The 24,917-nt window shown below is 61.8% G+C and carries 26 protein-coding genes; 14 read left to right on the top strand and 12 right to left on the bottom strand.

The window, feature by feature from the left end:
- Window positions 1-12 precede the first annotated feature (12 nt).
- From AC0969_RS06360 to AC0969_RS06325, 8 genes are all read left to right on the top strand, one after another.
- A complete protein-coding gene (locus AC0969_RS06360) occupies window positions 13-1,002 on the top strand; it encodes an aldo/keto reductase (protein WP_479623294.1) in 990 nt (329 codons plus the stop codon).
- 75 nt (window positions 1,003-1,077) lie between these two features.
- Entirely contained in the window at window positions 1,078-1,737 is a 660-nt protein-coding gene (locus AC0969_RS06355; protein ID WP_479623293.1) for a type IV pili methyl-accepting chemotaxis transducer N-terminal domain-containing protein, read from the top strand.
- A gap of 59 nt (window positions 1,738-1,796) precedes the next feature.
- Window positions 1,797-2,876, top strand: a complete 1,080-nt coding sequence (locus tag AC0969_RS06350; RefSeq protein WP_479623292.1) for a 3'-5' exonuclease — start codon at window positions 1,797-1,799, stop codon at window positions 2,874-2,876.
- A gap of 265 nt (window positions 2,877-3,141) precedes the next feature.
- Entirely contained in the window at window positions 3,142-3,375 is a 234-nt protein-coding gene (locus AC0969_RS06345; RefSeq protein WP_295954953.1) for a hypothetical protein, read from the top strand.
- 88 nt (window positions 3,376-3,463) lie between these two features.
- Complete coding sequence (locus tag AC0969_RS06340; protein ID WP_479623291.1) at window positions 3,464-3,628, top strand: hypothetical protein; 165 nt, start codon at window positions 3,464-3,466, stop codon at window positions 3,626-3,628.
- Window positions 3,629-3,725: 97 nt separating this feature from the next.
- Window positions 3,726-3,965 (top strand): hypothetical protein, encoded by a 240-nt coding sequence (locus tag AC0969_RS06335; RefSeq protein ID WP_479623290.1) that lies wholly within the window; start codon window positions 3,726-3,728, stop codon window positions 3,963-3,965.
- Window positions 3,962-4,333: a DOPA 4,5-dioxygenase family protein gene (locus AC0969_RS06330; RefSeq protein WP_479623289.1), complete on the top strand. Its 372-nt coding sequence runs from the start codon at window positions 3,962-3,964 to the stop codon at window positions 4,331-4,333. Before AC0969_RS06335 ends, AC0969_RS06330 begins: the two co-directional genes overlap by 4 nt.
- 2 nt (window positions 4,334-4,335) lie before the next feature.
- Complete coding sequence (locus tag AC0969_RS06325) at window positions 4,336-4,884, top strand: DUF2242 domain-containing protein (protein WP_479623288.1); 549 nt, start codon at window positions 4,336-4,338, stop codon at window positions 4,882-4,884.
- Here AC0969_RS06325 and AC0969_RS06320 read toward each other — a convergent pair.
- The 5 genes from AC0969_RS06320 to AC0969_RS06300 all read right to left on the bottom strand — a co-directional run bounded on the left by AC0969_RS06320 (window position 4,873) and on the right by AC0969_RS06300 (window position 12,420).
- Window positions 4,873-5,232, bottom strand: a complete 360-nt coding sequence (locus AC0969_RS06320) for a thioredoxin family protein (protein ID WP_479623287.1) — start codon at window positions 5,230-5,232, stop codon at window positions 4,873-4,875. The two genes, AC0969_RS06325 and AC0969_RS06320, sit on opposite strands and share 12 nt — an antisense overlap.
- Before the next feature lie 98 nt (window positions 5,233-5,330).
- On the bottom strand, window positions 5,331-7,697 hold the full coding sequence (rpoD, locus tag AC0969_RS06315; protein ID WP_479623286.1) for an RNA polymerase sigma factor RpoD: 2,367 nt from the start codon (window positions 7,695-7,697) through the stop codon (window positions 5,331-5,333).
- 322 nt (window positions 7,698-8,019) lie between these two features.
- A complete protein-coding gene (gene dnaG / locus AC0969_RS06310) occupies window positions 8,020-9,897 on the bottom strand; it encodes a DNA primase (protein WP_479623285.1) in 1,878 nt (625 codons plus the stop codon).
- Window positions 9,898-10,098: 201 nt separating this feature from the next.
- Complete coding sequence (locus AC0969_RS06305) at window positions 10,099-11,124, bottom strand: alpha/beta fold hydrolase (protein WP_479623284.1); 1,026 nt, start codon at window positions 11,122-11,124, stop codon at window positions 10,099-10,101.
- A gap of 186 nt (window positions 11,125-11,310) precedes the next feature.
- Window positions 11,311-12,420: an MFS transporter gene (locus tag AC0969_RS06300; RefSeq protein ID WP_479623283.1), complete on the bottom strand. Its 1,110-nt coding sequence runs from the start codon at window positions 12,418-12,420 to the stop codon at window positions 11,311-11,313.
- On the opposite strand from AC0969_RS06300, the gene AC0969_RS06295 reads away from it, so the two are divergent.
- Complete coding sequence (locus tag AC0969_RS06295; protein WP_479623282.1) at window positions 12,407-12,544, top strand: hypothetical protein; 138 nt, start codon at window positions 12,407-12,409, stop codon at window positions 12,542-12,544. The two genes, AC0969_RS06300 and AC0969_RS06295, sit on opposite strands and share 14 nt — an antisense overlap.
- Window positions 12,545-12,671: 127 nt before the next feature.
- Here AC0969_RS06295 and mfd read toward each other — a convergent pair whose 3' ends face one another.
- Window positions 12,672-16,154, bottom strand: a complete 3,483-nt coding sequence (gene mfd / locus AC0969_RS06290) for a transcription-repair coupling factor (RefSeq protein ID WP_479623281.1) — start codon at window positions 16,152-16,154, stop codon at window positions 12,672-12,674.
- 88 nt (window positions 16,155-16,242) lie between these two features.
- Between mfd and ispD the strand changes: the two genes are divergently transcribed.
- Together ispD and ispF are read left to right on the top strand one after the other, a co-directional pair.
- On the top strand, window positions 16,243-16,980 hold the full coding sequence (gene ispD, locus AC0969_RS06285; RefSeq protein ID WP_479623280.1) for a 2-C-methyl-D-erythritol 4-phosphate cytidylyltransferase: 738 nt from the start codon (window positions 16,243-16,245) through the stop codon (window positions 16,978-16,980).
- Complete coding sequence (gene ispF, locus AC0969_RS06280) at window positions 16,980-17,459, top strand: 2-C-methyl-D-erythritol 2,4-cyclodiphosphate synthase (RefSeq protein ID WP_479623279.1); 480 nt, start codon at window positions 16,980-16,982, stop codon at window positions 17,457-17,459. Before ispD ends, ispF begins: the two co-directional genes overlap by 1 nt.
- Before the next feature lie 186 nt (window positions 17,460-17,645).
- Here ispF and AC0969_RS06275 read toward each other — a convergent pair whose 3' ends face one another.
- Window positions 17,646-19,001: an ATP-binding protein gene (locus AC0969_RS06275; RefSeq protein WP_479623357.1), complete on the bottom strand. Its 1,356-nt coding sequence runs from the start codon at window positions 18,999-19,001 to the stop codon at window positions 17,646-17,648.
- 96 nt (window positions 19,002-19,097) lie between these two features.
- Window positions 19,098-19,829 carry an osmolarity response regulator transcription factor OmpR gene (gene ompR, locus AC0969_RS06270; protein ID WP_479623278.1) on the bottom strand — a complete coding sequence of 244 codons (732 nt, stop codon included), beginning with the start codon at window positions 19,827-19,829 and terminating at the stop codon, window positions 19,098-19,100.
- A 207-nt stretch (window positions 19,830-20,036) separates the two neighbouring features.
- On the opposite strand from ompR, the gene AC0969_RS06265 reads away from it, so the two are divergent.
- From AC0969_RS06265 to AC0969_RS06255, 3 genes are all read left to right on the top strand, one after another.
- The gene (locus AC0969_RS06265; RefSeq protein WP_479623277.1) at window positions 20,037-20,762 is read left to right on the top strand and encodes an SIMPL domain-containing protein; all 726 of its coding nucleotides are present in this window, start codon (window positions 20,037-20,039) and stop codon (window positions 20,760-20,762) included.
- Window positions 20,759-21,169, top strand: a complete 411-nt coding sequence (arfB, locus tag AC0969_RS06260; RefSeq protein WP_479623276.1) for an alternative ribosome rescue aminoacyl-tRNA hydrolase ArfB — start codon at window positions 20,759-20,761, stop codon at window positions 21,167-21,169. The genes AC0969_RS06265 and arfB overlap by 4 nt, the downstream gene beginning before the upstream one ends.
- 258 nt (window positions 21,170-21,427) lie before the next feature.
- Window positions 21,428-22,333, top strand: a complete 906-nt coding sequence (locus tag AC0969_RS06255) for a LysR family transcriptional regulator (RefSeq protein WP_479623275.1) — start codon at window positions 21,428-21,430, stop codon at window positions 22,331-22,333.
- A 62-nt stretch (window positions 22,334-22,395) separates the two neighbouring features.
- On the opposite strand, the gene AC0969_RS06250 is transcribed toward AC0969_RS06255, so the two are convergent.
- The 4 genes from AC0969_RS06250 to AC0969_RS06235 form a co-directional block, all read right to left on the bottom strand.
- A complete protein-coding gene (locus tag AC0969_RS06250; RefSeq protein WP_479623274.1) occupies window positions 22,396-23,172 on the bottom strand; it encodes a UDP-2,3-diacylglucosamine diphosphatase in 777 nt (258 codons plus the stop codon).
- 13 nt (window positions 23,173-23,185) lie between these two features.
- Complete coding sequence (locus tag AC0969_RS06245) at window positions 23,186-23,692, bottom strand: peptidylprolyl isomerase (protein WP_479623273.1); 507 nt, start codon at window positions 23,690-23,692, stop codon at window positions 23,186-23,188.
- Between the two features lie 16 nt (window positions 23,693-23,708).
- Window positions 23,709-24,269 carry a peptidylprolyl isomerase gene (locus AC0969_RS06240; protein WP_479623272.1) on the bottom strand — a complete coding sequence of 187 codons (561 nt, stop codon included), beginning with the start codon at window positions 24,267-24,269 and terminating at the stop codon, window positions 23,709-23,711.
- Between the two features lie 66 nt (window positions 24,270-24,335).
- Complete coding sequence (locus tag AC0969_RS06235) at window positions 24,336-24,854, bottom strand: tetratricopeptide repeat protein (protein ID WP_479623271.1); 519 nt, start codon at window positions 24,852-24,854, stop codon at window positions 24,336-24,338.
- Between the last annotated feature and the right edge of the window lie 63 nt (window positions 24,855-24,917).

Genomic DNA, 24,917 nt, shown 5'->3' with positions numbered 1-24,917 from the left:
GGACTTTTGACTATGAAAACACGTGCCCTCGGCCCTTTTACCGTGTCGGCCATCGGCCTGGGCTGCATGAACCTCAGCCATGCCTACGGTGCGCCGGTATCGGCAGAGCAGGGCGAAGCGGTGCTGATGCAGGCCCTGGACCGGGGAGTCACCCTGTTCGACACCGCAGCCCTGTACGGCTTTGGCGCGAACGAAGATTTGGTCGGCAAAGTGCTGTCCAGGCACCGCCACCAATTCACTTTGGCCAGCAAATGCGGCATGACCGGTGTAGACGGCAAGCGCGTCATTGATGGCCGCCCCGCCACCCTCCAGCGCACCTGCGAAGAAGCCTTACGCCGTCTGCGCACCGACGTAATCGACCTGTACTACCTGCACCGCTGGGACAAAACCGTACCCATCGAAGACAGCGTGGGCGCGCTGTCCGACCTGGTGCGCCAGGGCAAGGTGCAAACCATCGGCCTGTCCGAGGTATCCGCCAGCACTCTGCGCAAAGCCCACGCCGTGCACCCCATTACCGCGCTGCAAACCGAGTATTCGTTGTGGACCCGCAACCCCGAGATCGCGGTACTGCAAGCCTGCAAAGAGCTGGGCATCGCCTTCGTCGCCTTTAGCCCGGTGGCGCGCGGCTTTTTGACCGGCACGCTGACCGACGTGGCCACGCTGGATGCCAAAGACATCCGCCGCAGCATGCCCCGCTTTGCCCCCGACCACTACGCCGCCAACCTGCGCCTGCTGCCCCGCCTACAGGCCATCGCCACGGATGCCGGTTGCACCCTGCCCCAGCTGGCCATTGCCTGGTTGCTGCACCAGGGTGAGCACATCCTGCCCATCCCCGGCACCACCAGCCTGGCCCATCTGATGGAGGACCTGGCAGCTGCCGATGTGGTTTTGTCGCCAGAAACCCTGGCCCACCTGGACGCGCTCATGGCCCCCCAAGCCATCACCGCCGGTCGCTATAACGCGCAGTCGCAATCCGAAGTGGATACCGAGGAGTTTTCGTAACCTTATGTAACGGTGGCATGGGATTTGCATCATGGACATTACTAAATTTTGTCTAGGCTGTTTAAGGAGGTATCCATGCACCCAAGCCCCCGGTCTTTGGCCACCACCATGCCCGCGCATACGGGCATCTCCATCGTCAACATGGCGGCCCGCCAGCGCATGCTGTCGCAGCGCATGGTGTTGCAAACGGTATTGGCCTTGCAGGGCGATAAAGCCCAGTTGCAGGCCGCCGAACGCACCCTGGCCCTGTTCAACGAAAGCCAAGCGACGCTACTGCAAGTGCCCAAAAAGCTGGACGATACCAATGCCCGCAAAGTAGAGGCCGTGTACCACGATGTGCAGGGCGTGGGCGGCAGCATCCAGGCATTCTCCAAGCTGGTGCGCACTGCCTTGGAGCACATCGCCCAACGCGACCGCCGCCAGGCCGAATCGGTGGCCCAGGTGGTCGCGCACACCGACTCGGTGCTGGATGCGCTGAACAAAGCCACCACCGTGTTCGATGAAATCAGTAAAAACAAATCCGACCACATGATGCGCGAGCTGACCGGCATCGTCAGCGACATCCAGAACGTCGCCCGCGAAGCCAAGGTGGTGAGCTTTAACGCCTTGGTGATCGCCGCCCGCGCAGGTCAATTCGGCCGTGAATTTGCCGTGGTAGCCAACGTGCTGACCGGCATCACCGGCAAGATAGACGGCTTATCGCGCGAGGCGATTGTGCTGGCCGGGCGCGGCTAGGACGCGCACAGAGGGTAGGGCGCGTACACTCGCGACCTTTTCCTTTTGTGCGTTATTCGATGCCTTCTTCCCCGGCCAAATCGCCCCGTAAACACAAGCCCCTGGTGGCCGATGCGCAACAGCAACTCAGCCTGTTGTTTGCCGAGTCCCCGGCTGTGGCAATCCCCCCCGCAGCGGTAGTTCTGCCGCCTGTGCCTGTCGCCGTGGTGTCGATGGCCGTGGTGCCCGTGGCGATAGACACCGAAGCCCTGGCGCAGCAACTCGAAAAAAACCCTGACTACCGTGTCTTGCGCCGTCTGGTGCCGCAGTTGCAATTCACCGCCGTGCCTGCCCAGGGCATCCAACGCCTGCTGGTGCTGGACACCGAAACTACCGGCCTGGAGCACGGCCGCGACAAGATCATTGAGCTGGCCCTGCTGCGCGTCGATATCGACACCGCCACCGGTCTGCCCTGCGGCAGCGTGCAGGTGTACGACGGCCTGGAAGACCCCGGCCAGCCCATCCCTGACATCGCCCGCAAGATCACCGGCATCGACGACAGCATGGTGGCGGGCCAGGCGCTGGATGAGGCCCGCATCGCCGAGCTGCTGGATGGTGTAGACCTGGTGGTGGCGCACAACGCCGGTTTTGACCGTCCGTTTGTCGAAGCCCGCCTGCCCGCGTTTGCCACCAAGGCCTGGGCCTGCTCGTTTGCCGATATCGACTGGAAGCAGGAGGGCCGTGACTCCGCCAAGCTCACTGCCCTGGCATTGGACCTGGGCCTGTTCTACGACGCACACCGGGCAGAGATGGACTGCCATGCCCTGCTGGCCGTGCTGCAAGCCCCCATGCCCGTGGCCGGTCATAGCGGCCTGGCGCATCTGCTGGCCGCCGCTGAGGGTACCCGCTTGCGCTTGCAGGCCACCGGCGCACCGTTTGACGCCAAAGATGCGTTGAAAGAACGCGGTTACCGCTGGGATGCGACCCACAAGGTGTGGCACACCCGGCTAAATGACGAGGCCGCCTTGCAACAGGAGTGCGACTGGCTGGCGGCGGCCGTCTACGGCGGGCGCCCGGCACGGGTGCAGGTGGAGGCCTTGGATGCCCGCGTGCGCTATGCCCAGCGTGCCGGAGTATTGGCATGGCGAAATATAGGGTGAAACAAGGCTGTAGCGTTTGATTGAATTGCGTTAATTGCTATTAAAATAATAGCAATTAAGATGTACTGTTATGCAGCTGTCAATCGCTTGGCAGGAAAAACATCCTTCAAGTTGAGGATAAAACAACCCCGGGTAACCCACGGTATACACCGGCTTTGCTTGGATGCATGCGGATCAAGAGGATAATGCAGCCTTCAATTCTGCCGTATGGCGAATTATTTCCTTGCCAAACCTCGTAGGTTGGCACACAACAAAGGCACTATCCATGGCGAAAGCTGATTCTAAAACTGCCATGCTGGCCGACGGCCTGCGTTACAAGTCCAAAGCCTCTGGTTCCCCTTTTGCGGCTGCGGCATCCTTTGGCGGCGCTACCATGTCGTGCTTTTTGTGCGGTAAACACCGTACCCGCTCCCTCATGGGCACCCGTAAAGTGCTGGGCAAATCGCAAGCCGTGTGCGCACCTTCGTGCCAGGCGATGGACGAGGCAGCAGCAGGCTAATTTCAATTTAAACCGGTAATTGGGGAAATCGCCTTCGCGGTTGTGGCCTAATTGCGGGTTTTCTAATTTTCAATGGAGTAATTTCAAAATGGCACAAGAACCCCGTACCGAAGCAGAACGTCGCGCTTCCCCCAAGCCCACGCCCATGCCCGGCTACGCCAGCCCCGTCAGCCGTGGCCAAAAGCGCAGCCTGGAGCGCGGTGTCGCGACCCGTAGCAAGAAGAACCCCGGTAAGCGCGCCCGCCAAGGCTAAGCCCTCTTACGCTCTTCGTAAGCCACAACGCCGCGTAGGCGGGCCTTCGGGCCGTCTACGCGGCGTTGTCGTTTTTGCATGGTGACAAAATAGACGTATGTCCAAACACAAATCCGGGCCCAGCGAATGGGTCACCAAAATGCTGGCCGTGATCCGTACCGGCAACGCCCAGGCCGCCATTGCCCAAATCAAGGCCGCCCCCAGCGCCAAAGACGTGGGCCAGCTGCGCGTCTTGCTGCAGCTGCCCAGTGCCCCGGCGCGGCATCCCAACGTGGACACCGCCATCAACGAGCAAGTGGTCGCCCTGGCCAGCCCGCGCCTGCACCGCGCCCCATGAGCGACAGCAGCCGTATCAAGGGCTTCCACGCCCATGTCTACTTTGATACGGCTACGCTGGAGCAGGGCCGGGCCCTGTGCCTGGAGGCCGCCAGCCGCTTCAAACTAGTGATGGGCCGGGTCCACCCTGGTCCGGTCGGCCCGCACCCGGACGGCAGCTGCCAGCTGGCCTTCGCACCAACGGTGTTTGCCGAGCTGGTGCCCTGGCTTGCAATGCACCGGCGCGGTCTGGTGGTGTTCATCCACCCCATCACGGGCAACGATCTGATCGACCACCGCGATTTTGCGATGTGGATGGGGGCGGTGCGGCCTTTGAACTTGTCGGTGCTGTCCGGGTCGGACACGGTCTATGACCTTCCCGAAGATTGACGATGCGCGCTAGCCTATGTTGCCTGTTGGTGGCCGCGTGCGGGGCGGGTTGCAGCACCGCCATGAAGCCGATTGCCCAGCAAGAAGAGTTCAACTCGGCGGGCAAGTACTCGCGCATGTTCGATGCCAGCCCGGCCGACACCTGCGAAGCGGCCCGGCGCGCCTTGTTGAGCCAGGGCTATGTGATCTCCACTGCCGCCAAGGAGCTGGTGCAGGGCCAAAAGAACTTCCAGCCCGAAAACGAAATCCATGTGCAAATGGACATCCGCGTGGTCTGCGCGTCCGAGAGCCGGGACGGCAAGCTCAGCCTGGGCTTTGTCACCGCGCTACAAGACCGCTACGCCCTCAAAAAGAGCAATACCTCGGCCAGTCTGGGCGTAGGTGCGCTGGGCTCGGTGTCGGTACCGGTGAGCTCCAGCAACGATGCGATGGTCCGGGTGGGCAGCGAAACCGTATCCAGTGAAAAGTTTTACGACCGGTTCTTTGCCTTGGTGCAGCACTACCTTGCGCAAGGCCGTGACGAGGCGGACGACGCTGTACTAGCCCCGTAATCGCTGTGCCAGTGCGGCCACAGCCGTGTTGGCGGGGGATACCGCAGGGGCTTCCAGTTGCGCCTGCACCAGCCGTTGCAGCGTCTCAGTTTGCGGCGTAATGCTGCCAAAAAAGCGCACTGCACCGTCCACCACCACCAGCACGGTAGGGAAGTTGTCCACCTCGATGGGGTCCACCAGATCCGCCTGGTCTTCAATATCCACCCAGACAAATTGCGCACCGGCAAACGTGCGCCCCACCTGCTCGAAGCGCTGCTGGTAGTCGCGGCAGCTCCCGCACCAGTCGGCGCACAGGCAGGCTACCCAGAGTGCGGGGAGCGGGGGAGATTGGGTTACTACTGTTTTCATAGCTGCTTGCGCTGGTGGAATATGCGGTAGAAGTCGATTTTATGCATAAAAAAGCCCCCAGCTGCGTTGGCAGGCGGGGGCGTTTGGAGTTGGCTGACTTACAGAGTGTCGATGAAACTGCGCAGCTTGTCACTGCGGCTGGGGTGCTTCAGCTTGCGCAGTGCCTTGGCTTCTATTTGGCGGATGCGTTCGCGGGTCACGTCGAACTGCTTACCCACTTCTTCCAGTGTGTGGTCGGTGCTCATCTCGATGCCGAAGCGCATGCGCAGCACCTTGGCTTCGCGCGGGGTCAGGCTGTCGAGGATGTCCTTCACGACATCGCGCAGACCGGCTTGCATGGCGGCTTCGATGGGCGCGGTGTTGGCACCGTCTTCGATGAAGTCACCCAGGTGGCTGTCGTCATCATCGCCAATCGGCGTTTCCATGGAGATCGGCTCTTTGGCGATCTTCATGATCTTGCGGATCTTGTCTTCCGGGATCTCCATGCGCTCGGCCAGGATGGAGGCATCGGGCTCAAAACCAAACTCTTGCAAGTGCTGGCGGCTGATGCGGTTCATCTTGTTGATGGTTTCGATCATGTGCACCGGTATACGGATGGTGCGTGCCTGGTCGGCGATCGAACGCGTGATGGCCTGGCGAATCCACCACGTGGCGTAGGTGGAGAACTTGTAGCCCCGGCGGTATTCAAATTTGTCCACCGCCTTCATCAGGCCGATGTTGCCTTCCTGGATCAAGTCCAGGAACTGCAGGCCCCGGTTGGTGTACTTTTTGGCGATAGAGATCACCAGGCGCAAGTTGGCCTCGATCATTTCCTTCTTGGCATTGCGCGACGAGGTTTCGCCTTCGTTCATGCGCTTGTTGATGCCCTTGAGCTCGTCCAGGGGCACCACCACGCGAGATTGCAGGTCGGTCAGCTTTTGCTGCAAATCCTGCACGGGCGGAATGTTGCGGCCCATGATGGAGCTCCAGGGCTTGCCCGCAGCGGTTTGGCGTTCGATCCACTTCAGGTCCAGCAGGTACGACACGGCTTTGTTGCCCGCCTTGTCACGGCCGCTGAAATCGGCAATGAAGTTCTCTTGCGGGTAGCCGCACTTGTCCACAATGATGCGGCGCAGTTCGCGCTCTTTCTTGCGCACGTCGTCCACCTGGCTGCGCAGCAAATCGCACAGCTTTTCGATGGTTTTGGCGGTAAAGCGGATGGTCATCAGCTCTTCACTCAAAGCCGCCTGGGCCTTGGTGTAGTGCGGCGTGCCGTAGCCTTCCTTGTCGTAGATCTTGTGGACCTTCTCGAACAGGTCGCGCAGGGTGTCGAAGCGGGTCAGGGCTTCTTTTTTCAGCTCTTCGAGCTTCTTGGTCAGCGCCTTGGAGCCGCCCTTGCCGTCGTCGTCGTCGGCTGCGTCAAATTCGTCGAAGTCTTCTTCGGCCACGTAATCGTCGGCTTCGTTGGGGTTCGAGAAGCCGTCCACGATGGTGGAAATGACGACCTTGCCGTCGCGGATTGACTCGCCCAAGGTAAACACTTCGGCCAGCGTCGCCGGGCTGGCGCTGATGGCTTCCATCATGCGCATCAGGCCGCCTTCGATGCGCTTGGCGATTTCAATTTCGCCTTCGCGGGTCAGCAGTTCGACCGTGCCCATTTCACGCATGTACATGCGCACCGGGTCGGTGGTGCGGCCAAATTCGCTGTCCACGGTGCTCAAGGCGGCTTCGGCGGCTTCTTCGGCTTCTTCTTCCGAGCTGCCGGCGGGGGCGTTGTTGGTCAGGATCATCGACTCGGCATCGGGCGTTTGTTCGTACACCGCCACGCCCAGGTCGTTCAGGGTGTTGATCACCGCTTCCATTGTTTCCGCGTCGATCAGCTTGTCGGGCAGGTGGTCAGAGATTTCGCCGTGCGTCAGGTAGCCACGGGTTTTGCCGAGCTTGATCAGGGCTTTTAGGCGCAGGCGGCGCTTGGCCAGGTCTTCTTCGCTCAGGACGGTTTCGTCCAGGCCGAATTCCTTCATCAGCGCGCGCTCTTTGGCCTTGCTGATTTTCATGCGCAGTGGCTTGATCTTCTCGCCGGTGGGGCTGAGCTGAACCGGCACTTCTTCGACCGGATCTTCCTCGATCTCGATCAAATCATCGAGGTTGATTTCGGTGGAGATGGAGCCCTTGGGCTTGGGGCCGCGCTTGGCACCGGCGGGCTTGACTTTGGCGGGTGCGGCTGCGGCGGGTGCGGCCTTGGCTGTTTTGGCCGGCACGGCGACTTTGGCGGCGACTTTGGCGTTTGGCATGGTGATGACTTTGGGCGCGCGGACCGGTTTTGGCGCGGCTTCGGCCTCGACGGCGACGACCTCTGGTGCAGCGGCTAGTTTGGATACCTTGACCTTGATCGCGGGCTTGACCACAACCTTGGGGGCAGAGACGGCGGCGGCACCATCGGCAACTACGGGTTTTGCGGATTTATCGGACTTTGGGCTAGGCATGGGCAAACGACCTCTGGACATCAAAAAACAAACGGATCACCCGGTGCTGGGGTGCGCGGCGGCAAACGTACGGGCAGGCAGGGGCAATTTCGGGTTTTGCGGGCGGTGTAGGCATACACCCCCACAAAAGCGGACAAGATGGGCGGGCGATCATTTGCAAAATTTTTTTAAGAAATCTTTGCAGGCAGTCCTTGCGGTGGGGTGGCCGGTGCGCGCTGTGGCAGCTAGTGGCCGTATCCGGAGGTGTTGCTGTCGCTCTTGTCAAGCAGTTAGCCTTAGATTATAGCCTGAACGCCAAAATACAAGCCCTATTTGCGGACTTTTAGCCTACTTTGATGGCCGTGAGTTCCAGGCGGCGGCGGTTCAGGGTGCGGTAGCGCTCCAGGGCCGAGGGATCGGACTTGGCGGCATCCAGGGCTTCGGTTTCTTGCTGCTTGAGTTGGTCGATTAGCATCAGATTGAGCAGGGCCCGCAGCTCTTGCAGGGCCTCCATGTCGATCACGGTCTCGGTGGCCTCGGTCGCTTCGGGCGCGTTGCTGGGCACTGGGCCCGACATGAGGCGCAGAGCCAGGTCTTCAAACATCTGGCCGCGTACGCCCGCGCGCAGTGCCTCCCAGGCTTGCGGGCCGTGCGCGTGCTGCTGGGCTTCCAGCCAGACGAACAATGCGCCGTAGGGCGGGGGTAGCTCGCACAGCAAGGCGTGGTCTTCGTGGGTCAGGCTGTCCCAGCCGGTAGCGTTGGACAGCAGCTGCCGGGCGGCGTGGTCAGCCCGGCTGGCGGGCTTACGGCGACCAGCGCTGTCGGAGCCGATGGGGGGTGGTTTTGGCTCGTAGCGCTTGCCGGGTGTGTACGGGGTGCTATATTTTTTGCTACCTTTGCCTTCGGGGCGGCTGCCGATGGCTTTGCCGCTCCATACATCGGTCAGTTCGCTGCTGCTGATCTGCACCAGGTCGGCGATTTCGCCCAGTAGTTGGCGCTTGAGCGCGCCTTCGGGCAGCTGGCTCCACAGCGGTTTGGCGTTGCTGGCCAGCAGGGAGCGGCCTTCGGCGGTGTGCAGTTCGCAACCTTCGCGGATGGATTCGATCAAGAACCGGCTCAGCGGCGTTGCCTCGGATACGTAACGTGCAAACGCGTCGCGGCCATGCGCGCGGATGAAGCTGTCGGGGTCGTGCTCGGCGGGCAGGAACAAAAATTTGCAGCTGCGCACGTCGGTGGCCATCGACAACGCGCCGTCCAGCGCCTTGCGGGCGGCGCGGCGGCCCGCCGCATCGCCGTCAAAGCTGAACACCACCGCATCGGTGAAGCGGAATAATTTTTGCAGATGGTCGGTGGTGCAAGCCGTGCCCAGCGTGGCCACCGCGTTGGGAAATCCCAGCTGCGCCAGCGCCACCACATCCATGTAGCCTTCGGTGACCAGGGCGTAACCTGCGTCGCGCAGGGCATTGCGGGCCTCGAACAGGCCGTAGAGCTCGCGGCCCTTGCTGAAGACCGGGGTTTCGGGGGAGTTGAGGTATTTGGGCTTGTCGTCGCCCAGCACCCGGCCGCCAAAGCCGATGCATTCACCCTTGACGTTGCGGATCGGGAACATCACCCGGTCGCGGAAGCGGTCGTAGCGCTTCTCGGGATCGTCTTCGCTGGTGATGACCAGGCCGCTCTCGGCCAGCAGCGGGTCGTCGTAACGAGGAAACACGCCCGCCAGGCTGCGCCATCCTTCGGGTGCGTAGCCCAGGTCGAATTGCTTGGCGATTTCGCCCGACAGGCCCCGGCCCTTGAAGTAGTCGATGGCGCGGGGCGAGTCGCGCAGGTGCTTTTTGTAGGCGGTGCAGGCCTGCTCCAGCACGTCGGTCAGGGTGGCTTGCTTCTGCTTTTGTTCGGCAGCGCGGGCCCGGTCTTGGGGGGATGCATCGTCTTCGGGGATCTGCATGCCGAATTGCTGGGCCAGGTCTTGCACGGCTTCGATGAAGGTCATGCCCGCGTGGTCCATCAAAAAGCGCAACGCGTCGCCGCTCTTGCCACAGCCGAAGCAGTGGTAGAACTGCTTGGTCGGGCTGACCGAGAAGGAGGGCGACTTCTCCGCGTGGAATGGGCACAGGCCCATGAAGTTGGCACCGCCTTTTTTGAGCTGCACGTAGCGGCCAACGATCTCGACCACGTCGGCGCGGGCGATGAGTTCCTGGATGAAGGTATGGGGGATGGTCACCCCCTTATTGTCCCAGTGAATTGGCTCACCCCCAGGCTCAGCGCAAGCACTTTTCGCCAACCCCCTTGCAGGGGGCAACACCAGCAGCCTGGCGGAGCCAGTTCTGCGGTGTTTCTGGACGGGGCAGGGCGGGTGGTTTTTATTGAAATAGGCTTCTAGCGCATATTCCATCTGCGCAAGTAGCTATAAAAATAGTAGTAATCAGCTTTTGTTTTTAGCTTGCGCGTAGCGGGCGGCGGCGATGACGCTGAGGATGGCCGTGGTCACCATGTCGGGTTGGTCCTGGTGGATGTTGTGGCTGCTGTCTTCCACAACTTTCATGCGGCCCAGGCGCGACATTTTGGCCATGTTGCGCTGGCTGGCATCCCATACCTTGCCCAGGCGTTCGGGCCAGCGGCTGACGGCGCGGTCCTGGCTGAGCACGATCAGCGGGACGGGGGGGAAGTCTCCGGCCCGGCGTGCCTGCCGGGCGGTCAGCGTTGCAGAGGCCAACTCGCCGCGCATGGCGGCGGATGCCATCGCAAACAAAATAGAGGGCGGGGCATACAACATGCTTGGCAGGCCAATTTGCTTGCAGCGTTTGGCAAATTCGGCGTGGCGTGCGTCCACTAGCACCACGCCGACCACTTCTTCTGGATAGGTTTTTGCAAATAGCTTGACGATGGTGCCGCCTAAAGAATGGCCCACCAGCACGTAAGGCGGCTTGATTTCTTCTATTTGCAACATGGCCCGAAGCTCGCCCACGATTTGCAGGCCGTCGCGGGGCTGGTCGGAGCGTTCGCTGTGTCCATAGCCAGCGCGGTCGTAGGCCACGGCGTGGGTGATGGCGCTGATTTCGTTAAAAATGCGGCCCCAGGCACTTTTGCCGTGACCCAGACCCGACTCGAACAGGACGGTAGGCCCGCCTGTACCAGCGCTGATGAAGGCCCGTGCACCAAAAGGGGTGTAGCTGAGCGTGTGCGGCGGCAATACGTTGGAGCGCGCACTGGCATTGATGTTGGCGCGCAGGGCATCGACCGACAGCAAGGGCAGCGTGCGTTCCGGTGGGTTGGGCACGGTGGTCACGGGGAGCTCGCCGACTGTGAAGCGCTCGGTGGGTTGCAAGCCGGGGGAGGCCTTGCTCGCCGATGCGGTCAATACCGTCGTGCGCCGTTGGGCGGTCTGGGCCGCCACCATTTCGGGCAGCTTCTGGTCGTCTTGGAGAGGAGTCGAGAAAGCCCTGAACATTTCAAAAACGAGACGGGATGACCGTGCCCATCCTTTGGAAGGGCACAGTTGTGGTGCATAGGAACAGCATTTTCATGCAGTGATTATCAAACACGCTGCGCGTGGTTTTGTGTAACACCTTGATTTACGCTGAAACATTCGGTGGCGGGGGCATGGACCAGACCCCCACTTTTGGCTGCACGGCTCTCAGGCGCTGCGCGCCCGCCCACCCTTTTCAGCCCAGGTGCGGGTCCAGCGGACTTGCATGATGCGCAACATAAACAGCATGACTACGGCCAGTACGGCAAAGAGGATGAAACCCCACATGTAGCTGCCTGCGTATTGCTTGGACAGGCCCATCGCGTTGGGCACCAAGCCGCCGCCGAGGGCACCAATTTCGCCAATCATCGAACCGGCCACCGCAGTGGCTAGGGGCCAGCGCAGGGGCACCAGCTGGAACAGTGCGCCATTGCCTGCGCCCAAGGCGGCAAAGCACAGAATCATCAGCAGCGTGGTCAGCACCAGCGAGCCACCGGCCAGACCGGCGGCCACCAGCGTGACGGCTACGGTGATCAGCACAATGTTCAAGGTGTTGACACCGCCCCAGCGGTCCGAGATCCAGCCGCCAAAAACCCGCAGGGCCGCGCCCATGAAGGCTGCCAGCATGGTGAGTTGACCGGCCTGCACCTTGCTTACACCAAATTGGTCGTAGTAGTAGGTGGGCAGGAAGGTGATCAGGCCGATGAAGCCGCCGAAGGTCACGGCGTAGATCAGGCTGAATGCCCAGCCGTCTTTTTCAAACAGGCAAGAAATGTGCTCTTTGAAGCTGGCGTGGGGGTCCAGATCGGGTGGTTCCTGGGCGTAGATCACCATCACCACCATCGGGATGGCAATCGCCACGGCTGCAAAGCCGTACACCGCGACCCAGCCGTAGGCCTGGGCCAGCGGCGGCGCTACCAGCACGCATACCGCCGTGCCGACGTTGCCCGCGCCCACCAGGCCCATCGCCAAGCCCTTGTGTTTGGGCGGGAACGAGCCCGAACCTAGCGACAAGGCTACGCCAAAGCTGGCTCCGGCAATGCCCAGTAGCACGCCCATAGCGAGCAGGTCGTTAAAGCTTTTGACAAAGAAAAAGCCGAACAGCATGGCCACCATGATCAGGCCCATTTCGACCAGCGTGGCTTTTTTGCGTCCGATGTATTGCGACAGCAGGCCCAGCGGAAAGCGCATCAGCGCCCCGGCCATGATGGGGATCGACAGCATCAAGCCTTTTTGGGCGGGGCTGAGGTTGAAGGTTTCGGAGATGAATGGTGCCATCGCGCCGTTGAGCACCCAAATGCAGCAAGAAAATGAAAAATACAGAAAAGAAGCGAAAAGCGTGGGCGAGTGGCCACTTTTTAGAAAACTGCGAAATCCCGACATGGTGCAAATCCTGAAATAAAAGGTAACAAATGCACCAAAGCAAGTTGCGCGCCAAATATTGGGGCGAAAAAAGGCTTCCCCTGGCGCATAGCGAGCGCAAGAGGTGTTTATTGGTGCGCGTATGCACCGTAACGGGAAGTTTTTGGCTAGGCCAGCACCGCATCTACTACCAGGGGCTGGCCCAGGCTGCGCAGCACGTCGCGCACCATTTGTGCCCGGGCTGAAGCCTCTGGCAGCGCCCGCTCAATCCGCAGCTTCTCATTGCCCGCCAGTTTGATGTGGCGGTTTTTCTGGATGAGCTCGATGATGCGCAGTGGCTCAATCGGCGGGTTGGCTTTGAAGGTGATGTTGATCACGCCGGGCGCCGCATCCACCTTGACCACGCCATAGGGCCGCGCCAGCACGCGCAGGCGGTGGCCGTCGATGAGGGTCTGGGCCTGCGCGGGCAGCTTGCCAAAGCGGTCCACGATTTCTTCCAGCAGCGCGTCGATCTGGTCGGTGGTCTTGGCAGTGGCCAGTTTTTTGTAAAAACTGAGCCGCAGGTGCACATCGCCGCAGTAGTCGTTGGGCAGCAGCGCCGGGGCGTGCAGGTTGATCTCAGTCGTCACGCCCAGGGGACTCAGCAGGTCGGGTTCGATGCCGGCCTTGAGGCAGCGCACGGCCTCATTCAGCATCTCGTTGTAGAGCTGGAAGCCCACTTCCAGCATATTGCCGCTCTGGTTTTCGCCCAGCACCTCGCCCGCACCGCGAATCTCCAGGTCGTGCATGGCCAGGTAGAAGCCGGAGCCGAGTTCTTCCATTTTCTGGATCGCATCCAGCCGCTGTTGGGCCTGCTTGGTCAGGCCTTCCAGGTCGGGCACCATTAAGTAGGCGTAGGCCTGGTGGTGGCTGCGGCCCACCCGGCCACGCAGCTGGTGCAGCTGGGCCAGGCCAAATTTGTCGGCCCGGGCCATGACGATGGTGTTGGCGGTAGGCACGTCGATGCCGGTCTCGATGATGGTGGAGCACAGCAGCACGTTGAAGCGCTGGGCCACGAAGTCGCGCATCACGGCCTCCAGCTGGCGTTCGGGCATCTGGCCGTGGGCCACGGCGATGCGGGCCTCGGGCAGCAGCTCTTCCAGCCGCTGGCGGCGGTTTTCAATCGTCTCCACCTCGTTGTGCAAAAAGTACACCTGGCCGCCGCGCTTCAACTCGCGCAGCACGGCCTCGCGGATCACGCCATTGCCCTCGGTGCGCACAAAGGTTTTGATGGCCAGGCGGCGCTGCGGTGCGGTGGCGATCACGCTCAAGTCGCGCAGGCCTTCCAGCGCCATCCCTAAGGTGCGGGGGATGGGCGTGGCGGTCAGGGTCAGCACGTCGATTTCTGCGCGCAGGGCCTTCATTTGCTCTTTGTGGCGCACGCCGAAACGGTGCTCTTCGTCAATGATCAGCAGGCCCAGGTTGGCAAACTTGGTCGATTCGCTCAAGAGCTTATGCGTGCCCACCACAATGTCCACGCCACCGTCTGCTATGCCTTTGAGAGCGGCGGTAATTTCTTTGCCGGACCGGAAGCGCGACACCTCGGCCACCTTGACCGGCCACTTGGCGAAGCGGTCTACCAGCGTCTGGTAGTGCTGCTCGGCCAGCAGGGTGGTGGGCGCCAGCAGGGCCACCTGTTTGCCGCCGGTGATGGCGATGAAGGCGGCGCGCAGGGCCACCTCGGTCTTGCCAAAGCCCACGTCGCCGCAGACCAGCCGGTCCATCGGGCGCGGGCTGATCATGTCCTGGATCACGGCGTGGATGGCGGCGGCCTGGTCCGGGGTTTCGTCAAAGCCAAAGTCGTTGGCAAACACCTCGTAGTCGTTGGGCGAGTAGCGGAAGGCGTGGCCTTCGCGGGCCGCGCGGCGGGCGTAGATGTTGAGCAGCTCGGCCGCAGAGTCGCGCACCTGTTCGGCAGCGCGGCGCTTGGCTTTTTCCCACTGGCCTGACCCTAGGCGGTGCAGCGGGGCTTCGTCGGCGCTCACGCCGGTGTAGCGGCTGATGTGCTGGAGCTGGCTGACCGGCACGTACAGCGTGGCCTTGTCGGCGTATTCCAGGTGCAAAAACTCTTGCAGCATTGGGCTGCCATCGGCGTTTTTGCCCAGGCCCAGGTCCAGATGCATCAACCCCCGGTAGCGGCCAATGCCGTGGGCCGAGTGGACCACCGGGTCGCCCAGCGTCAATTCGCTCAAATCCTTGATCAACGCTTCGACATCGCTAACCTGTTCCTGCTTTTTGCGGCGGCGGGTGGTGGGCCCGGCGGCGAACAGCTCGGTCTCCGTCACGAAGTCGATGCCCTCGGCCATCCAGCTGAAACCGCTGTTCAGCGCGGCGGTGGCGATACCGACTTTTTCGGTGCTGGTCTGGAAGTCTTCCAGCGAATCGAATGCGGGCGGGCTGACCTGGCTGGCACGCAGCAGGTCCAGCAGGCTCTCGCGGCGGCCATTGCTTTCGGCCAGCAGCAGCACCCGGTGGGGGGTGCGCTGGATGTGCATTTTCAGCTGGGTCAGCGGGTCTTCGGCACCACGCGCCACCGACAGCACAGGCAGCGGCTCGAAGCCGGTGTCGCTGGTCACATCCACATTACGCAGGGCGAGCTGGGCATGCTGGTTGGTCAGCGCGTAGAACTGCTCGGTGGCCAGAAACAGCGACTCGGGCGGCAGGGCCGGGCGGTCGATATCACCCTGCACCAAGCGGTAGCGCTCCTTGGTGTCTTGCCAAAAGCGTTGCAGCGACGGTTCCAGGTCGCCGTGCAGCACCACGGTGGCATCGGCACCGATGTAGTCGAACACCGTAGCCGTTTCTTCAAAAAACAGCGGCAGGTAGTACTCGATACCGGCGGTGGCCACGCCATTGCCCATGTCTTTGTAGATGCGGCTCTTGGTCGGGTCGCCTTCCAGTAGTTCGCGCCAACGGCTGCGGAACTTGGCGCGGGCCTCGTCGTCCATGGGGAATTCGCGGCCGGGCAGCAGGCGCACTTCGGGCACCGGGTACAGGCTGCGTTGGGTGTCGGGGTCGAAGGTGCGGATGCTGTCAATCTCGTCGTCGAACAAATCCACCCGGTACGGCACCGGGCTGCCCATAGGGAACAGGTCGATCAGGCCGCCGCGCACGGCATATTCGCCGGGGCTGACCACCTGGGTCACATGGCTGTAGCCCGCCAGCGTCAACTGGGCCTTGAGCTTGGCCTCGTTGAGCTTTTGCTTGGTCTTGAATAAAAACGTGTAGCCCGCCATGAAGCTGGGCGGGGCCAGCCGGTACAGCGCGGTGGTGGCGGGCACGATGACCACGTCGGCCCCGGTGGTTTTGTCGCGCTGGCTGATGCGCCACAGGGTGGCCAGGCGCTCGCTGATCAGATCCTGGTGCGGCGAAAACGTGTCGTAGGGCAGCGTCTCCCAGTCTGGGAACAGGGCGCAGCGCAGGCTGGGCGCGAAGAACACCATCTCGTCCATCAGCCGCTGTGCGTCTGCCGCGTCTGACGTGACGATGGCCGTCAGCGACCCCCGTGCCTTGTCCCGCAGCGCCAGTTGCGCCAGCAGCACCGCGTCGGCCGAGCCTTGGGGGCGGGGCAGGGTGAAGCGTTTGCCAGGGGTGAGTTTGGGGAGGTCCATAAGCTGCAATGTGGAGTGTCAGGAATGCAAAAACACCCCCCGGCACGAGGGCGGGGGGTGTGGATGGGCTGATTTTAGAATGCAGGCCATGTCTATCGCTTCCACTTCCCCGATACCCCCCCAGCTTCCACGCTTCTTTGCCCTGATTCCTTGCGCCGGCGTGGGCAGCCGCGCCATGGCCGCAGGCAGCCCGGATGTGCCTAAGCAATACCAAATCGTGGCGGGCCAACCTATGGTGATGCACACCCTGGCCGCGTTCGCCAGCGTGCCACGCATTGCCGATGTGCTGGTGGTGGTGGCGGTGGGGGATGATTTTTTTGAGCACCAAAGTGCGCCCTGCGTGGTATCGGACTGTGGTGGCACCAGCCGGGCCGCGTCGGTGGACAACGGCCTGCATGATCTGTTTGACCACGGCGCGCTGGCCAGCGACTGGGTGCTGGTGCACGATGCCGCCCGCTGCCTCATCACCCCGGCGCAGATCAACGCGCTGATCGATGCGTGCCAGGATGATGCCGTGGGAGGCCTGCTGGCCCACAAGCTGCCGGACACGCTGAAGACCGAGGTGCAAGGCCGGGTGGCCGCCACCGTGCCACGGGCCGACAAATGGCTGGCGCAAACGCCGCAGATGTTCCGCATCGGCATGCTGTCCAAAGCGCTGGAGTCGGCAGGGGCCGAGGTCACCGACGAGTCCAGCGCCATCGAGGCCCTGGGCTTGCAACCTAAATTGGTGCCCGGCAGCGCCCAGAATTTCAAAGTAACCTACCCCGAAGACTTCGCGCTGGCCGAGGCCGTGCTGCAAAGCCGTCTAACTACAAGGACCAATTAATGCCGTTTCGTATTGGAGAAGGTTGGGATGTGCACGCCCTGGTGGCGGGCCGCAAGCTGATTTTGGGTGGTGTGGAGATTCCGCACAGCATGGGCCTGCTGGGCCACTCTGACGCCGATGCGCTCTTGCACGCCATCACCGATGCCCTGCTGGGAGCGGCGGCTTTGGGCGACATCGGCACGCATTTTTCAGACACCGACCCGCAGTTCCAGGGCGCGGACTCGATGCTGCTGCTGGTGGAAGCCCTGCGCCGGGTGGCTGCCAAGGGCTACCGGATCGGCAACATCGACAGCACCATCATCGCCCAGGCTCCCAAGATGATGCCGCACATCCCAGCCATGCGCGAACGCATCGCCACTGCGCTGGGGCTGGCGCTGGAGCAAATCAACATCAAAGCCAAGACGGCCGAGAAGATGGGCCCGGTGGGCCTAGGCCAGAGCATCGAGGCGCGGGCGGCTGTTTTGCTATTTAAAGTGTAGCTACTGGCGCAGGTAGTATATGCGCTTAAGACGCTTTCCATATAAATATTGACCATCGCTAAGCCACCACGCAAGTTAGGAAGCAAGCCTTCCAGAAACACCGCAGAACTGGCTCCGCCAGGCTGCTGGTGTTGCCCCCTGCAAGGGGGGTGGCGAAAACACGCAGTGTGCAGCCTGGGGGTGTTTCTATTTCATCGCGCGCTGTAATTTGATATGTGCCGCCAAGCCACCCGATGTGGTGTTGGTCAGCTCAAACTCGCCGCCCATGCGCTGGATGGCTTTGTCCACAATCGACAGACCCAGGCCCGCACCCGTGGCTTCGGTGCGGGCAGTGTCGCCCCGAAAGAAGGGTTTGGACAGACTACTCAGCTGTTCGGGGTCAACCCCCTGGCCGTGGTCGCGTACCTTCAGCAGCACCCAGTCGTCGCGGGCCTTGGCGGCGATGTCCACCACGGCGATGCCGGTGTCGGGCGACTTGCCATAGCGGCGGGCGTTCTCCAGCAGATTGGAGATGACGCGGCCGAGCTCTACCTCGTCGGCCAGCACCATCAGCCCATCGTCCACCGCCAGCTGGATGCGCATGTCTTCGTATTCCAGCACCGCGTACAGGCTGGATTCCAACACCTCGTTGAGCGACACGGGGTTGAGCTTGGCGTGGCCGGGGCGGGCATAGTCCAGGAATTTGTCGATGATGGCATCGAGCTGCTCGATGTCGGCCACCATGTGGTCGCGGGCATCGTCGTCGGCCACGCTCATTTCGGTCTCTAGCCGCAGCCGGGCCAGCGGCGTGCGCAGATCGTGCGAAATGCCGGCCAGCATCACCACGCGGTCTTGTTCAATCTTGGCCAGCTTTTGGGCCATGCGGTTGAAGCCGATATTCACCTCGCGCACCTCGCCGGTCACGCCGCGTTCGTCCAGGTGGCTGGCATCAAAGTCGCCTTCGCGCACCCGGCTGGTGGCAAACGACAACTGCTTGAGCGGGCGGTTGATGAGCCGGGCAATCAGTGCGGCCCCGGTGAGCGACAGGCCACCGATGGTCAGCAGCCAGATGAACCAGGTTTTGTTGCTGCCAGGGTTGAAGCGCTCGCGGTCGAGTTGCAGCCAGTTGGCATCGCCGTTGATCTGGAACCCCACCCACAGGCCGTTGATGCCATTCACACTGCGTGCCACCACCGTGCTGGGGCCTAGCAGGGTTTTTAGTTCTACGGCTACGCGTTCGCTCAGGGCATCGTTATCAAATGGCAGAAACTGGTCTTTGGGCTCGCGTGGCGTGATGCGCACGCCCTCGGTGTCGGCCATGGTCTTGAGCAGCGAGACACGGGCGATGGCATCCACGTGCAGCAGGGCGGCACGGCTCAGGTTGACTTGCGAGGCGATTTGCTGGGCGGTCTGGACGGCGCGGGGCGTGAAGTCCAGTGCCCGCAGGGTTGACAGCCAGGCCAGCATGCTGCCCATCAACAGGGCGGCCAGTAGAAAAAAGGTGCGCCAGAACAGGCTGACGACCACCATCTGGCGTGACAGATGCGATTTGTTGGGCAGCATCTCCAGCGGCGCGGGGCTGGTGCCGCTGGAGAAGTGGGTCGGTTCGCCCAGTCGTTCGTCGGCGGCGCGACGCGAAGGAAATTTAGGCAAAAGGGGTCAGCCCGCACCGTCCGGTACAAATACGTAGCCCACACCCCACACGGTCTGGATGAAGCGCGGCGCGGCGGCATCCACCTCGACCAGCTTGCGCAGGCGCGACACCTGCACGTCCAGGCTGCGGTCAAACGGCTCGAACTCGCGGCCACGGGCCAGCAGGGCCAGTTTTTCACGCGACAGCGGCTGGCGCGGGTGCCGCACCAAGGCCTTGAGCATGGCAAATTCACCGGTGGTCAGCGGCAGTTCTTCGCCATTGCGGTTCAGGGTGCGCGAGCCGAGGTCGAAGGAAAACGGGCCAAAGGTGATGATTTCGTTGTCGATAGAGGGCGCGCCTGGGGCTTCTTTGGCCGGGCGGCGGCGCAGCACCGCGTGGATGCGGGCCAGCAACTCACGCGGGTTGAAGGGCTTGCCCAGGTAGTCGTCGGCACCCACTTCCAGGCCGACGATGCGGTCGATGTCTTCGCCCTTGGCGGTCAGCATGATGATGGGGGTGCGGTCGTTGGCGGCGCGCAGGCGGCGGCAAATGCTCAAACCGTCTTCGCCGGGCATCATCAGGTCGAGCACGATCAGGTCGGCGGTGTCGCGCAGCATGATGCGGCTGAGGGCTTTGCCGTCTTCGGCCAGCATCACTTCAAAGCCTTCTTGCATCAAATAGCGGCGCAGCAGATCACGGATGCGGGAGTCGTCATCGACCACCAAAATCTTGTCGGGGCGGCTGGCAGTCTGGTTCATAGTCTGTGTACCGGTAATATGTAACAGGGGCGATTTTGCAGTGTGTAACTGTCAAAAATAGGTGATAAGACCTCGCATTGACAGTATGTTACAAAGTTTGCATACGGTCCAGTGTGCTTTGCCAAGCGTTTTTGTCGCAGGTGGAGTCCGCGCAATCGGGGCCGCAAGCGTTACCTCTGTTGGCCCTTTATTTTCTGAAAGCTCCACATGCCTATCGTTTTGAATTTTGCTATTAAATCAGTAGCGTCTTGCGCAGTATTCATATGCGCTACAAGTGTGTTTTCTCAAGAAAACAGCACGGCCCAAGTGCCCCGCAACGTGGTGCAGTTGTCGGCCAGCGGCGTGGTCGAGGTGCAGCAAGATCTGCTGACGATGGTGTTGACCACCAGCCGTGACGGCAGCGACGCAGGCGTGGTGCAAACCCAGCTCAAGCTGGCGCTGGACGCGGCCCTCACCGAGGCCAAAAAAGCCGTGCTGCCCGGCCAGCTGGAGGTGCGCACCGGCAACTTCAGCCTGTATCCGCGCTATGGCAAAGACAGCAAGATCACCGGCTGGCAAGGCAGTACCGAGCTGGTGCTGGAAGGCCGCGACTTCGCCCGCATCGCCAGTACGGCGGGCAAGATCAGTACGCTGACCATGGGCAATGTCAGCTTTGGCCTCAGCCGCAGCCAGCGTGCCCAGGTGGAGGGCCAGGCGCAAACCATGGCGATCGAACAGTTCAAGACCAAGGCGGGCGAGATTGCCAAGGGCTTTGGCTTTGCGGGCTATACCCTGCGCGAGGTGGCGGTGGATGCATCCGACTCCGGCGGCATGCCGCGCCCGAGAATGATGGCGATGGAGGCCAAGATGGCATCCAGCGACATGGCCGTGCCGGTGGAAGCCGGCAAAAGCACGGTGCAGGTGACGGTATCTGGCGCCGTGCAGCTGAAATGATCTACTTTCGCCCGCTCAGCATCGACCCGGAGGAGGTCGAAATGACCGCCATCCGCGCGCAGGGTGCAGGCGGGCAAAACGTCAACAAGGTATCCAGCGCGGTGCATCTGCGCTTTGACATTGCTGCGTCCAGCTTGCCGGCGGATGTGAAAGAACGGATGCTGGCCCTGCGTGACAGCCGCATCACCCAGCTGGGCGTGGTGGTGCTCAAGGCCCAGCAGCACCGCAGCCAGGACCAGAACCGTGCCGATGCCTTGCAGCGGCTGGAGGCGCTGGTCAACAGCGTGGCCCAGGCCCCGCTGGTACGCCGCGCCACCAAAGCCACCTATGGTTCCCGGCAGCGCCGACTGGAGGGCAAAAGCCAGCGCTCCAGCACCAAAGCGCTGCGCGGCAAGGTCAGCGAATAAACCGCTCTACGCGTAAGTCCTAATGGCGTGGCATGAGCCTGTAGCGGGGCTGGTTGAGCCTGTTTTTACAGGGTCTTATGCTGCGTTTGGGGCTGTATATCTTTGGGTTGCTTATTATTTAAATATTTTTAGGTATGTGAATGTATCTTTGAAATTTATTGCATACAGTTTTTATCGGATTTTTTCGTTGTTCCGTGATTCAATCGCGCCCAGCACAACCGTGGGTTGTTGCATGAATGGACCATGTGAGGACTGGGTATGGATCGAATTTCTGCCATGCGCGTATTTAGCGAAGTGGTTACGCGGGGCAGCTTTACCGCTGCGGCCGAGACACTGGGCATGTCGCGGGCCATGGTGACGCGGCATATCGCCGAGCTGGAGCACTGGCTGGGCACGCGCTTGCTACAACGCTCGACCCGCCGCTTGTCGCTCACCGAGGCAGGTGAGGCTTGCATGGCCCGCAGCCGCCAACTGCTGGAGCTGGTCAATGATGTGGAGCAGGTGGTGGGCCAGCGCGACACCGAACCCCACGGCCCGATCCGCGTGACCGCGCCCGTGGCCCTGGGGCAGACCCATTTGGCGCCCGCGCTGGTGGCCTATCTGGCCCGCTATCCGCGCACCCGGGTGGATCTGCAATTGGGCGACCAGGCTGTGCACTTTGCCGAAGACCGGACCGACCTGGCGGTGCGCATCACCAATGCGATCGACCCCGGCCTGATGGCCCAGAAACTGTCGGTCTGCCGATCGGTGCTGTGCGCCACGCCAGATTATTTGGTCCGGCACGGCAGGCCGCAGGTGCTGGACGACCTGGCCGGACACAACTGCCTGACCTATTCGCGGTATAGCAAAAGCCAGTGGAATCTGGTCCGCGATGGCCAAGAAACGGCGGTGCACGTCAGCGGCAACCTCAGCGCCAACGAGACCTCGACTTTGTTACAGGCTGTATTGGCGGGCGGTGGCGTGGCGATGCTGCCGACCTTTATGGTGGCCCCCCTGCTGCGCAGCGGCGCACTGGTATCGGTGTTGCCCGACTGGCAGCCCACGGCGCTGGGGATTTACGGCGTGTACCTGTCGCGCCGCCACCAACCGACCACATTGCGCACATTGCTGAATTTTTTGGCAGCGCAGTGGAGCTTGGAGCCAAGCTGGGATTGTGCTATATAAAGTGTAGCTACTTGCGCAGTATTTATATGCGCCATAGGCCAATTCGGCATATAAAAACTGTGTCAAACCAGCGGCACGCGCTGCACACCGGCTGCCGACAGGCACAGCCACTCGCCCCGTGGCGGATGCGCGCTGGCATCCCAGTCGGTCATCACCCAGCGTTGCAAGCCGTGCTCCAGATCGTGCTGCGCCGGGCGGTGCGTATGGCCGTGGACCAGCACCGTGGCCTGGGCGGCGTGCAGCCATTCCATGGCGGCGGCCGTGTCCACATCGGCATAGGCCACACCGCTGCGTTTGCGCTCTTCGCTCTGGCTGCGAATGCCCCGGGCGATCTGCTGGCGCTCGGCCAGGGGTTTGGCTAAAAAATTCTGTTGCCACTGCGGGCTGCGCACCACGGCGCGAAATTGCAGGTAATCCACATCGTCCAGGCACAGTGCGTCGCCGTGGCTCAGCAGCCAGCGCTGCCCGGCAAATTGCAATACGGTGGGATCGTCGAGCAGGGTCACGCCGCAGGCATCCAGGCAGGCGCGGCCCACCAGAAAATCGCGGTTGCCGTGCATGAAAAACACCGGGCGCTGGCGGGCGGTATCGCGCAGTACTTGCACGCAGGCGGCATCGAAACCGGCAGGGTCGGCATCCAGCGCGTCGTCGCCGACCCAGACTTCAAACAAATCGCCCAGTATGAAGATCGCATCCGCCTTAGTGCTGGCCATGCTGCGCTGCCAGGCCGCAAAGGTGGCGGGCTCGCTGGCCTGCAAATGCAGGTCTGAAATGCAAGCGACCGTGCGCCAGTGGTTGGGAGCCAATAGCTCCGCCACGGGGGGCACGGTCGAGGTCAAACTGAAGTCCGAATTAGACGGCTACAGCTTTTTCAATGATCACGTCTTCATTGGGCACATCGCCGTGGCCGCCCTTGTTGCCGGTTTTGACGGTCTTGATGCCATCCACTACTTCAGCGCCCGACACGACTTTGCCGAACACGGCATAGCCCCAGCCCGACGACGAGATGGCGGTGTGGTTCAGGAAGCCGTTGTTGGCCACGTTGATGAAGAACTGCGCGGTTGCCGAGTGCGGGTCGTTGGTGCGGGCCATGGCGACGGTGTAGTTGTCGTTCTTCAGGCCGTTGTTTGCTTCGTTGTCGATGGGGGCGTCGCTGCCCTTTTGCTTCATGCCAGGCTCAAAGCCGCCGCCCTGGACCATGAAGCCAGGGATCACACGGTGGAACACGGTGTTGTCGTAATGGCCCTTGGCTACGTAGGCCAGGAAGTTGGCAACCGATTTGGGGGCCTTTTCCGCGTCCAGTTCTAAGGTGATGACGCCGCGATTGGCAATGTGGAATTCGACTTTAGGGTTGCTCATGGCAAGGATTCCTTTTTTATTTAACGAGGGTGACAGATTTGATAACGATGGGGGTTCTCGGGACATCGCCATTGCCCGTGGGCACAACGCGGATTTTGTCCACCACCTCCATGCCGCTGACGACTTTGCCAAACACGGCGTAGCCGTGGCCATCCGGCGAGGGGGCGTTCAGATTGGGGTTGTCCTTGACGTTAATGAAGAACTGCGCGGTGGCCGAATTCGGGTTGCTGGTGCGGGCCATGGCGATGGTGCCCCGGTCGTTTTTCAAGCCGTTGTTGGCTTCCAGCGGCACGGGGGCGCGGGTGGCCTTTTCTTTCATGTCGGTGCCAAAGCCGCCGCCTTGCACCATAAAGCCGTCGATCACGCGGTGGAACACCGTGCCTTCATAGTGTTTGTCTTTGGCGTATTGGACAAAGTTTTCGACCGTCTTGGGCGCTTTATCGGGGTAGACCTCGACCACAAAGTCGCCCAGCGAGGTGCTGAACTTGAGCTGTGGTGCTTCGGCGGCAAAAGCGCTGTGGGATGCCCACAGGGCACAAGCGACCAAGAGGGCGCGTTTGGCGTTGGAGAAGGTCATGGAGTGGAGTATTTAAAAGACAAAAAGGGCAGCGGTTGCGCTGCCCTGCGAACGACCCGTGCCGTGTTACTTGGTTTTGGTAGGCGCGGCTGGGGTGGCCGGGGCCAGCACCGTTTTCAGTAAAGCTATTTTTTGCGAGGCCAGCGGGTTGCTGGCGTTGAGTTGCAGCGACTTGCTGTACGACTGGCTGGCCAGCTTGGCGTAGATGTCGCCCAGGTTCTCAAACGCGGTGGCGTAGCCGGGGTTGATGCGCACGGCCATTTCCAGTGCAGTGCGGGCCTTGTCGAACTGGTTCTGGCTGGCGTAGAGCACGGCCAGGTTGTTGTACGGCTCGGGCAGCTCGGGGAATTCCTGGGTCAGGGCGGTCAGGGTGGCAATGGCCTCAAGAGGCTGGCCAGCGGCAGACTGCACGGACGACTTCAAAAAGCGCATTTGCGGATCTTTGGGCTTCACGGCCAGGTACAGATCGGCTTTGGCTTGGGCTTCAGTGAACTTGGCGGCCTTCAGCAACTGGTTGACATCGCCATAGTCGTCTGCATGGACCGTCGCCGAGGCGACAAGCGCCGAGGCCGCAAAAAGGCGCAAAACAACAGAAAAACGTGGCAAAGAATGTGACATAAAGCCTCTACAAAAGAGTGCAAACAGGAT

The organism is Rhodoferax sp. LB1P47, assembly GCF_056521445.1.
This window is presented reverse-complemented; position numbering and strand designations above follow the sequence as displayed.

Bases quoted from the DNA above. Each gene is read 5' to 3' on its own strand.
- ompR (WP_479623278.1), bottom strand. From the start codon at position 19,829: ATGAACCAGACTGCCAGCCGCCCCGACAAGATTTTGGTGGTCGATGAC.
- AC0969_RS06320 (WP_479623287.1), bottom strand. From the start codon at position 5,232: ATGAAAACAGTAGTAACCCAATCTCCCCCGCTCCCCGCACTCTGGGTA.
- AC0969_RS06275 (WP_479623357.1), bottom strand. From the start codon at position 19,001: ATGCTGCCCAACAAATCGCATCTGTCACGCCAGATGGTGGTCGTCAGC.
- AC0969_RS06265 (WP_479623277.1), top strand. From the start codon at position 20,037: ATGCCTATCGTTTTGAATTTTGCTATTAAATCAGTAGCGTCTTGCGCA.
- ispF (WP_479623279.1), top strand. From the start codon at position 16,980: ATGCCGTTTCGTATTGGAGAAGGTTGGGATGTGCACGCCCTGGTGGCG.
- AC0969_RS06330 (WP_479623289.1), top strand. From the start codon at position 3,962: ATGAGCGACAGCAGCCGTATCAAGGGCTTCCACGCCCATGTCTACTTT.
- arfB (WP_479623276.1), top strand. From the start codon at position 20,759: ATGATCTACTTTCGCCCGCTCAGCATCGACCCGGAGGAGGTCGAAATG.
- AC0969_RS06300 (WP_479623283.1), bottom strand. From the start codon at position 12,420: ATGGCACCATTCATCTCCGAAACCTTCAACCTCAGCCCCGCCCAAAAA.
- mfd (WP_479623281.1), bottom strand. From the start codon at position 16,154: ATGGACCTCCCCAAACTCACCCCTGGCAAACGCTTCACCCTGCCCCGC.
- AC0969_RS06240 (WP_479623272.1), bottom strand. From the start codon at position 24,269: ATGACCTTCTCCAACGCCAAACGCGCCCTCTTGGTCGCTTGTGCCCTG.
- AC0969_RS06360 (WP_479623294.1), top strand. From the start codon at position 13: ATGAAAACACGTGCCCTCGGCCCTTTTACCGTGTCGGCCATCGGCCTG.
- ispD (WP_479623280.1), top strand. From the start codon at position 16,243: ATGTCTATCGCTTCCACTTCCCCGATACCCCCCCAGCTTCCACGCTTC.
- AC0969_RS06340 (WP_479623291.1), top strand. From the start codon at position 3,464: ATGGCACAAGAACCCCGTACCGAAGCAGAACGTCGCGCTTCCCCCAAG.
- AC0969_RS06325 (WP_479623288.1), top strand. From the start codon at position 4,336: ATGCGCGCTAGCCTATGTTGCCTGTTGGTGGCCGCGTGCGGGGCGGGT.
- AC0969_RS06335 (WP_479623290.1), top strand. From the start codon at position 3,726: ATGTCCAAACACAAATCCGGGCCCAGCGAATGGGTCACCAAAATGCTG.
- AC0969_RS06295 (WP_479623282.1), top strand. From the start codon at position 12,407: ATGAATGGTGCCATCGCGCCGTTGAGCACCCAAATGCAGCAAGAAAAT.
- AC0969_RS06245 (WP_479623273.1), bottom strand. From the start codon at position 23,692: ATGAGCAACCCTAAAGTCGAATTCCACATTGCCAATCGCGGCGTCATC.
- AC0969_RS06255 (WP_479623275.1), top strand. From the start codon at position 21,428: ATGGATCGAATTTCTGCCATGCGCGTATTTAGCGAAGTGGTTACGCGG.
- AC0969_RS06345 (WP_295954953.1), top strand. From the start codon at position 3,142: ATGGCGAAAGCTGATTCTAAAACTGCCATGCTGGCCGACGGCCTGCGT.
- AC0969_RS06350 (WP_479623292.1), top strand. From the start codon at position 1,797: ATGCCTTCTTCCCCGGCCAAATCGCCCCGTAAACACAAGCCCCTGGTG.
- rpoD (WP_479623286.1), bottom strand. From the start codon at position 7,697: ATGCCTAGCCCAAAGTCCGATAAATCCGCAAAACCCGTAGTTGCCGAT.
- AC0969_RS06305 (WP_479623284.1), bottom strand. From the start codon at position 11,124: ATGTTCAGGGCTTTCTCGACTCCTCTCCAAGACGACCAGAAGCTGCCC.
- AC0969_RS06355 (WP_479623293.1), top strand. From the start codon at position 1,078: ATGCACCCAAGCCCCCGGTCTTTGGCCACCACCATGCCCGCGCATACG.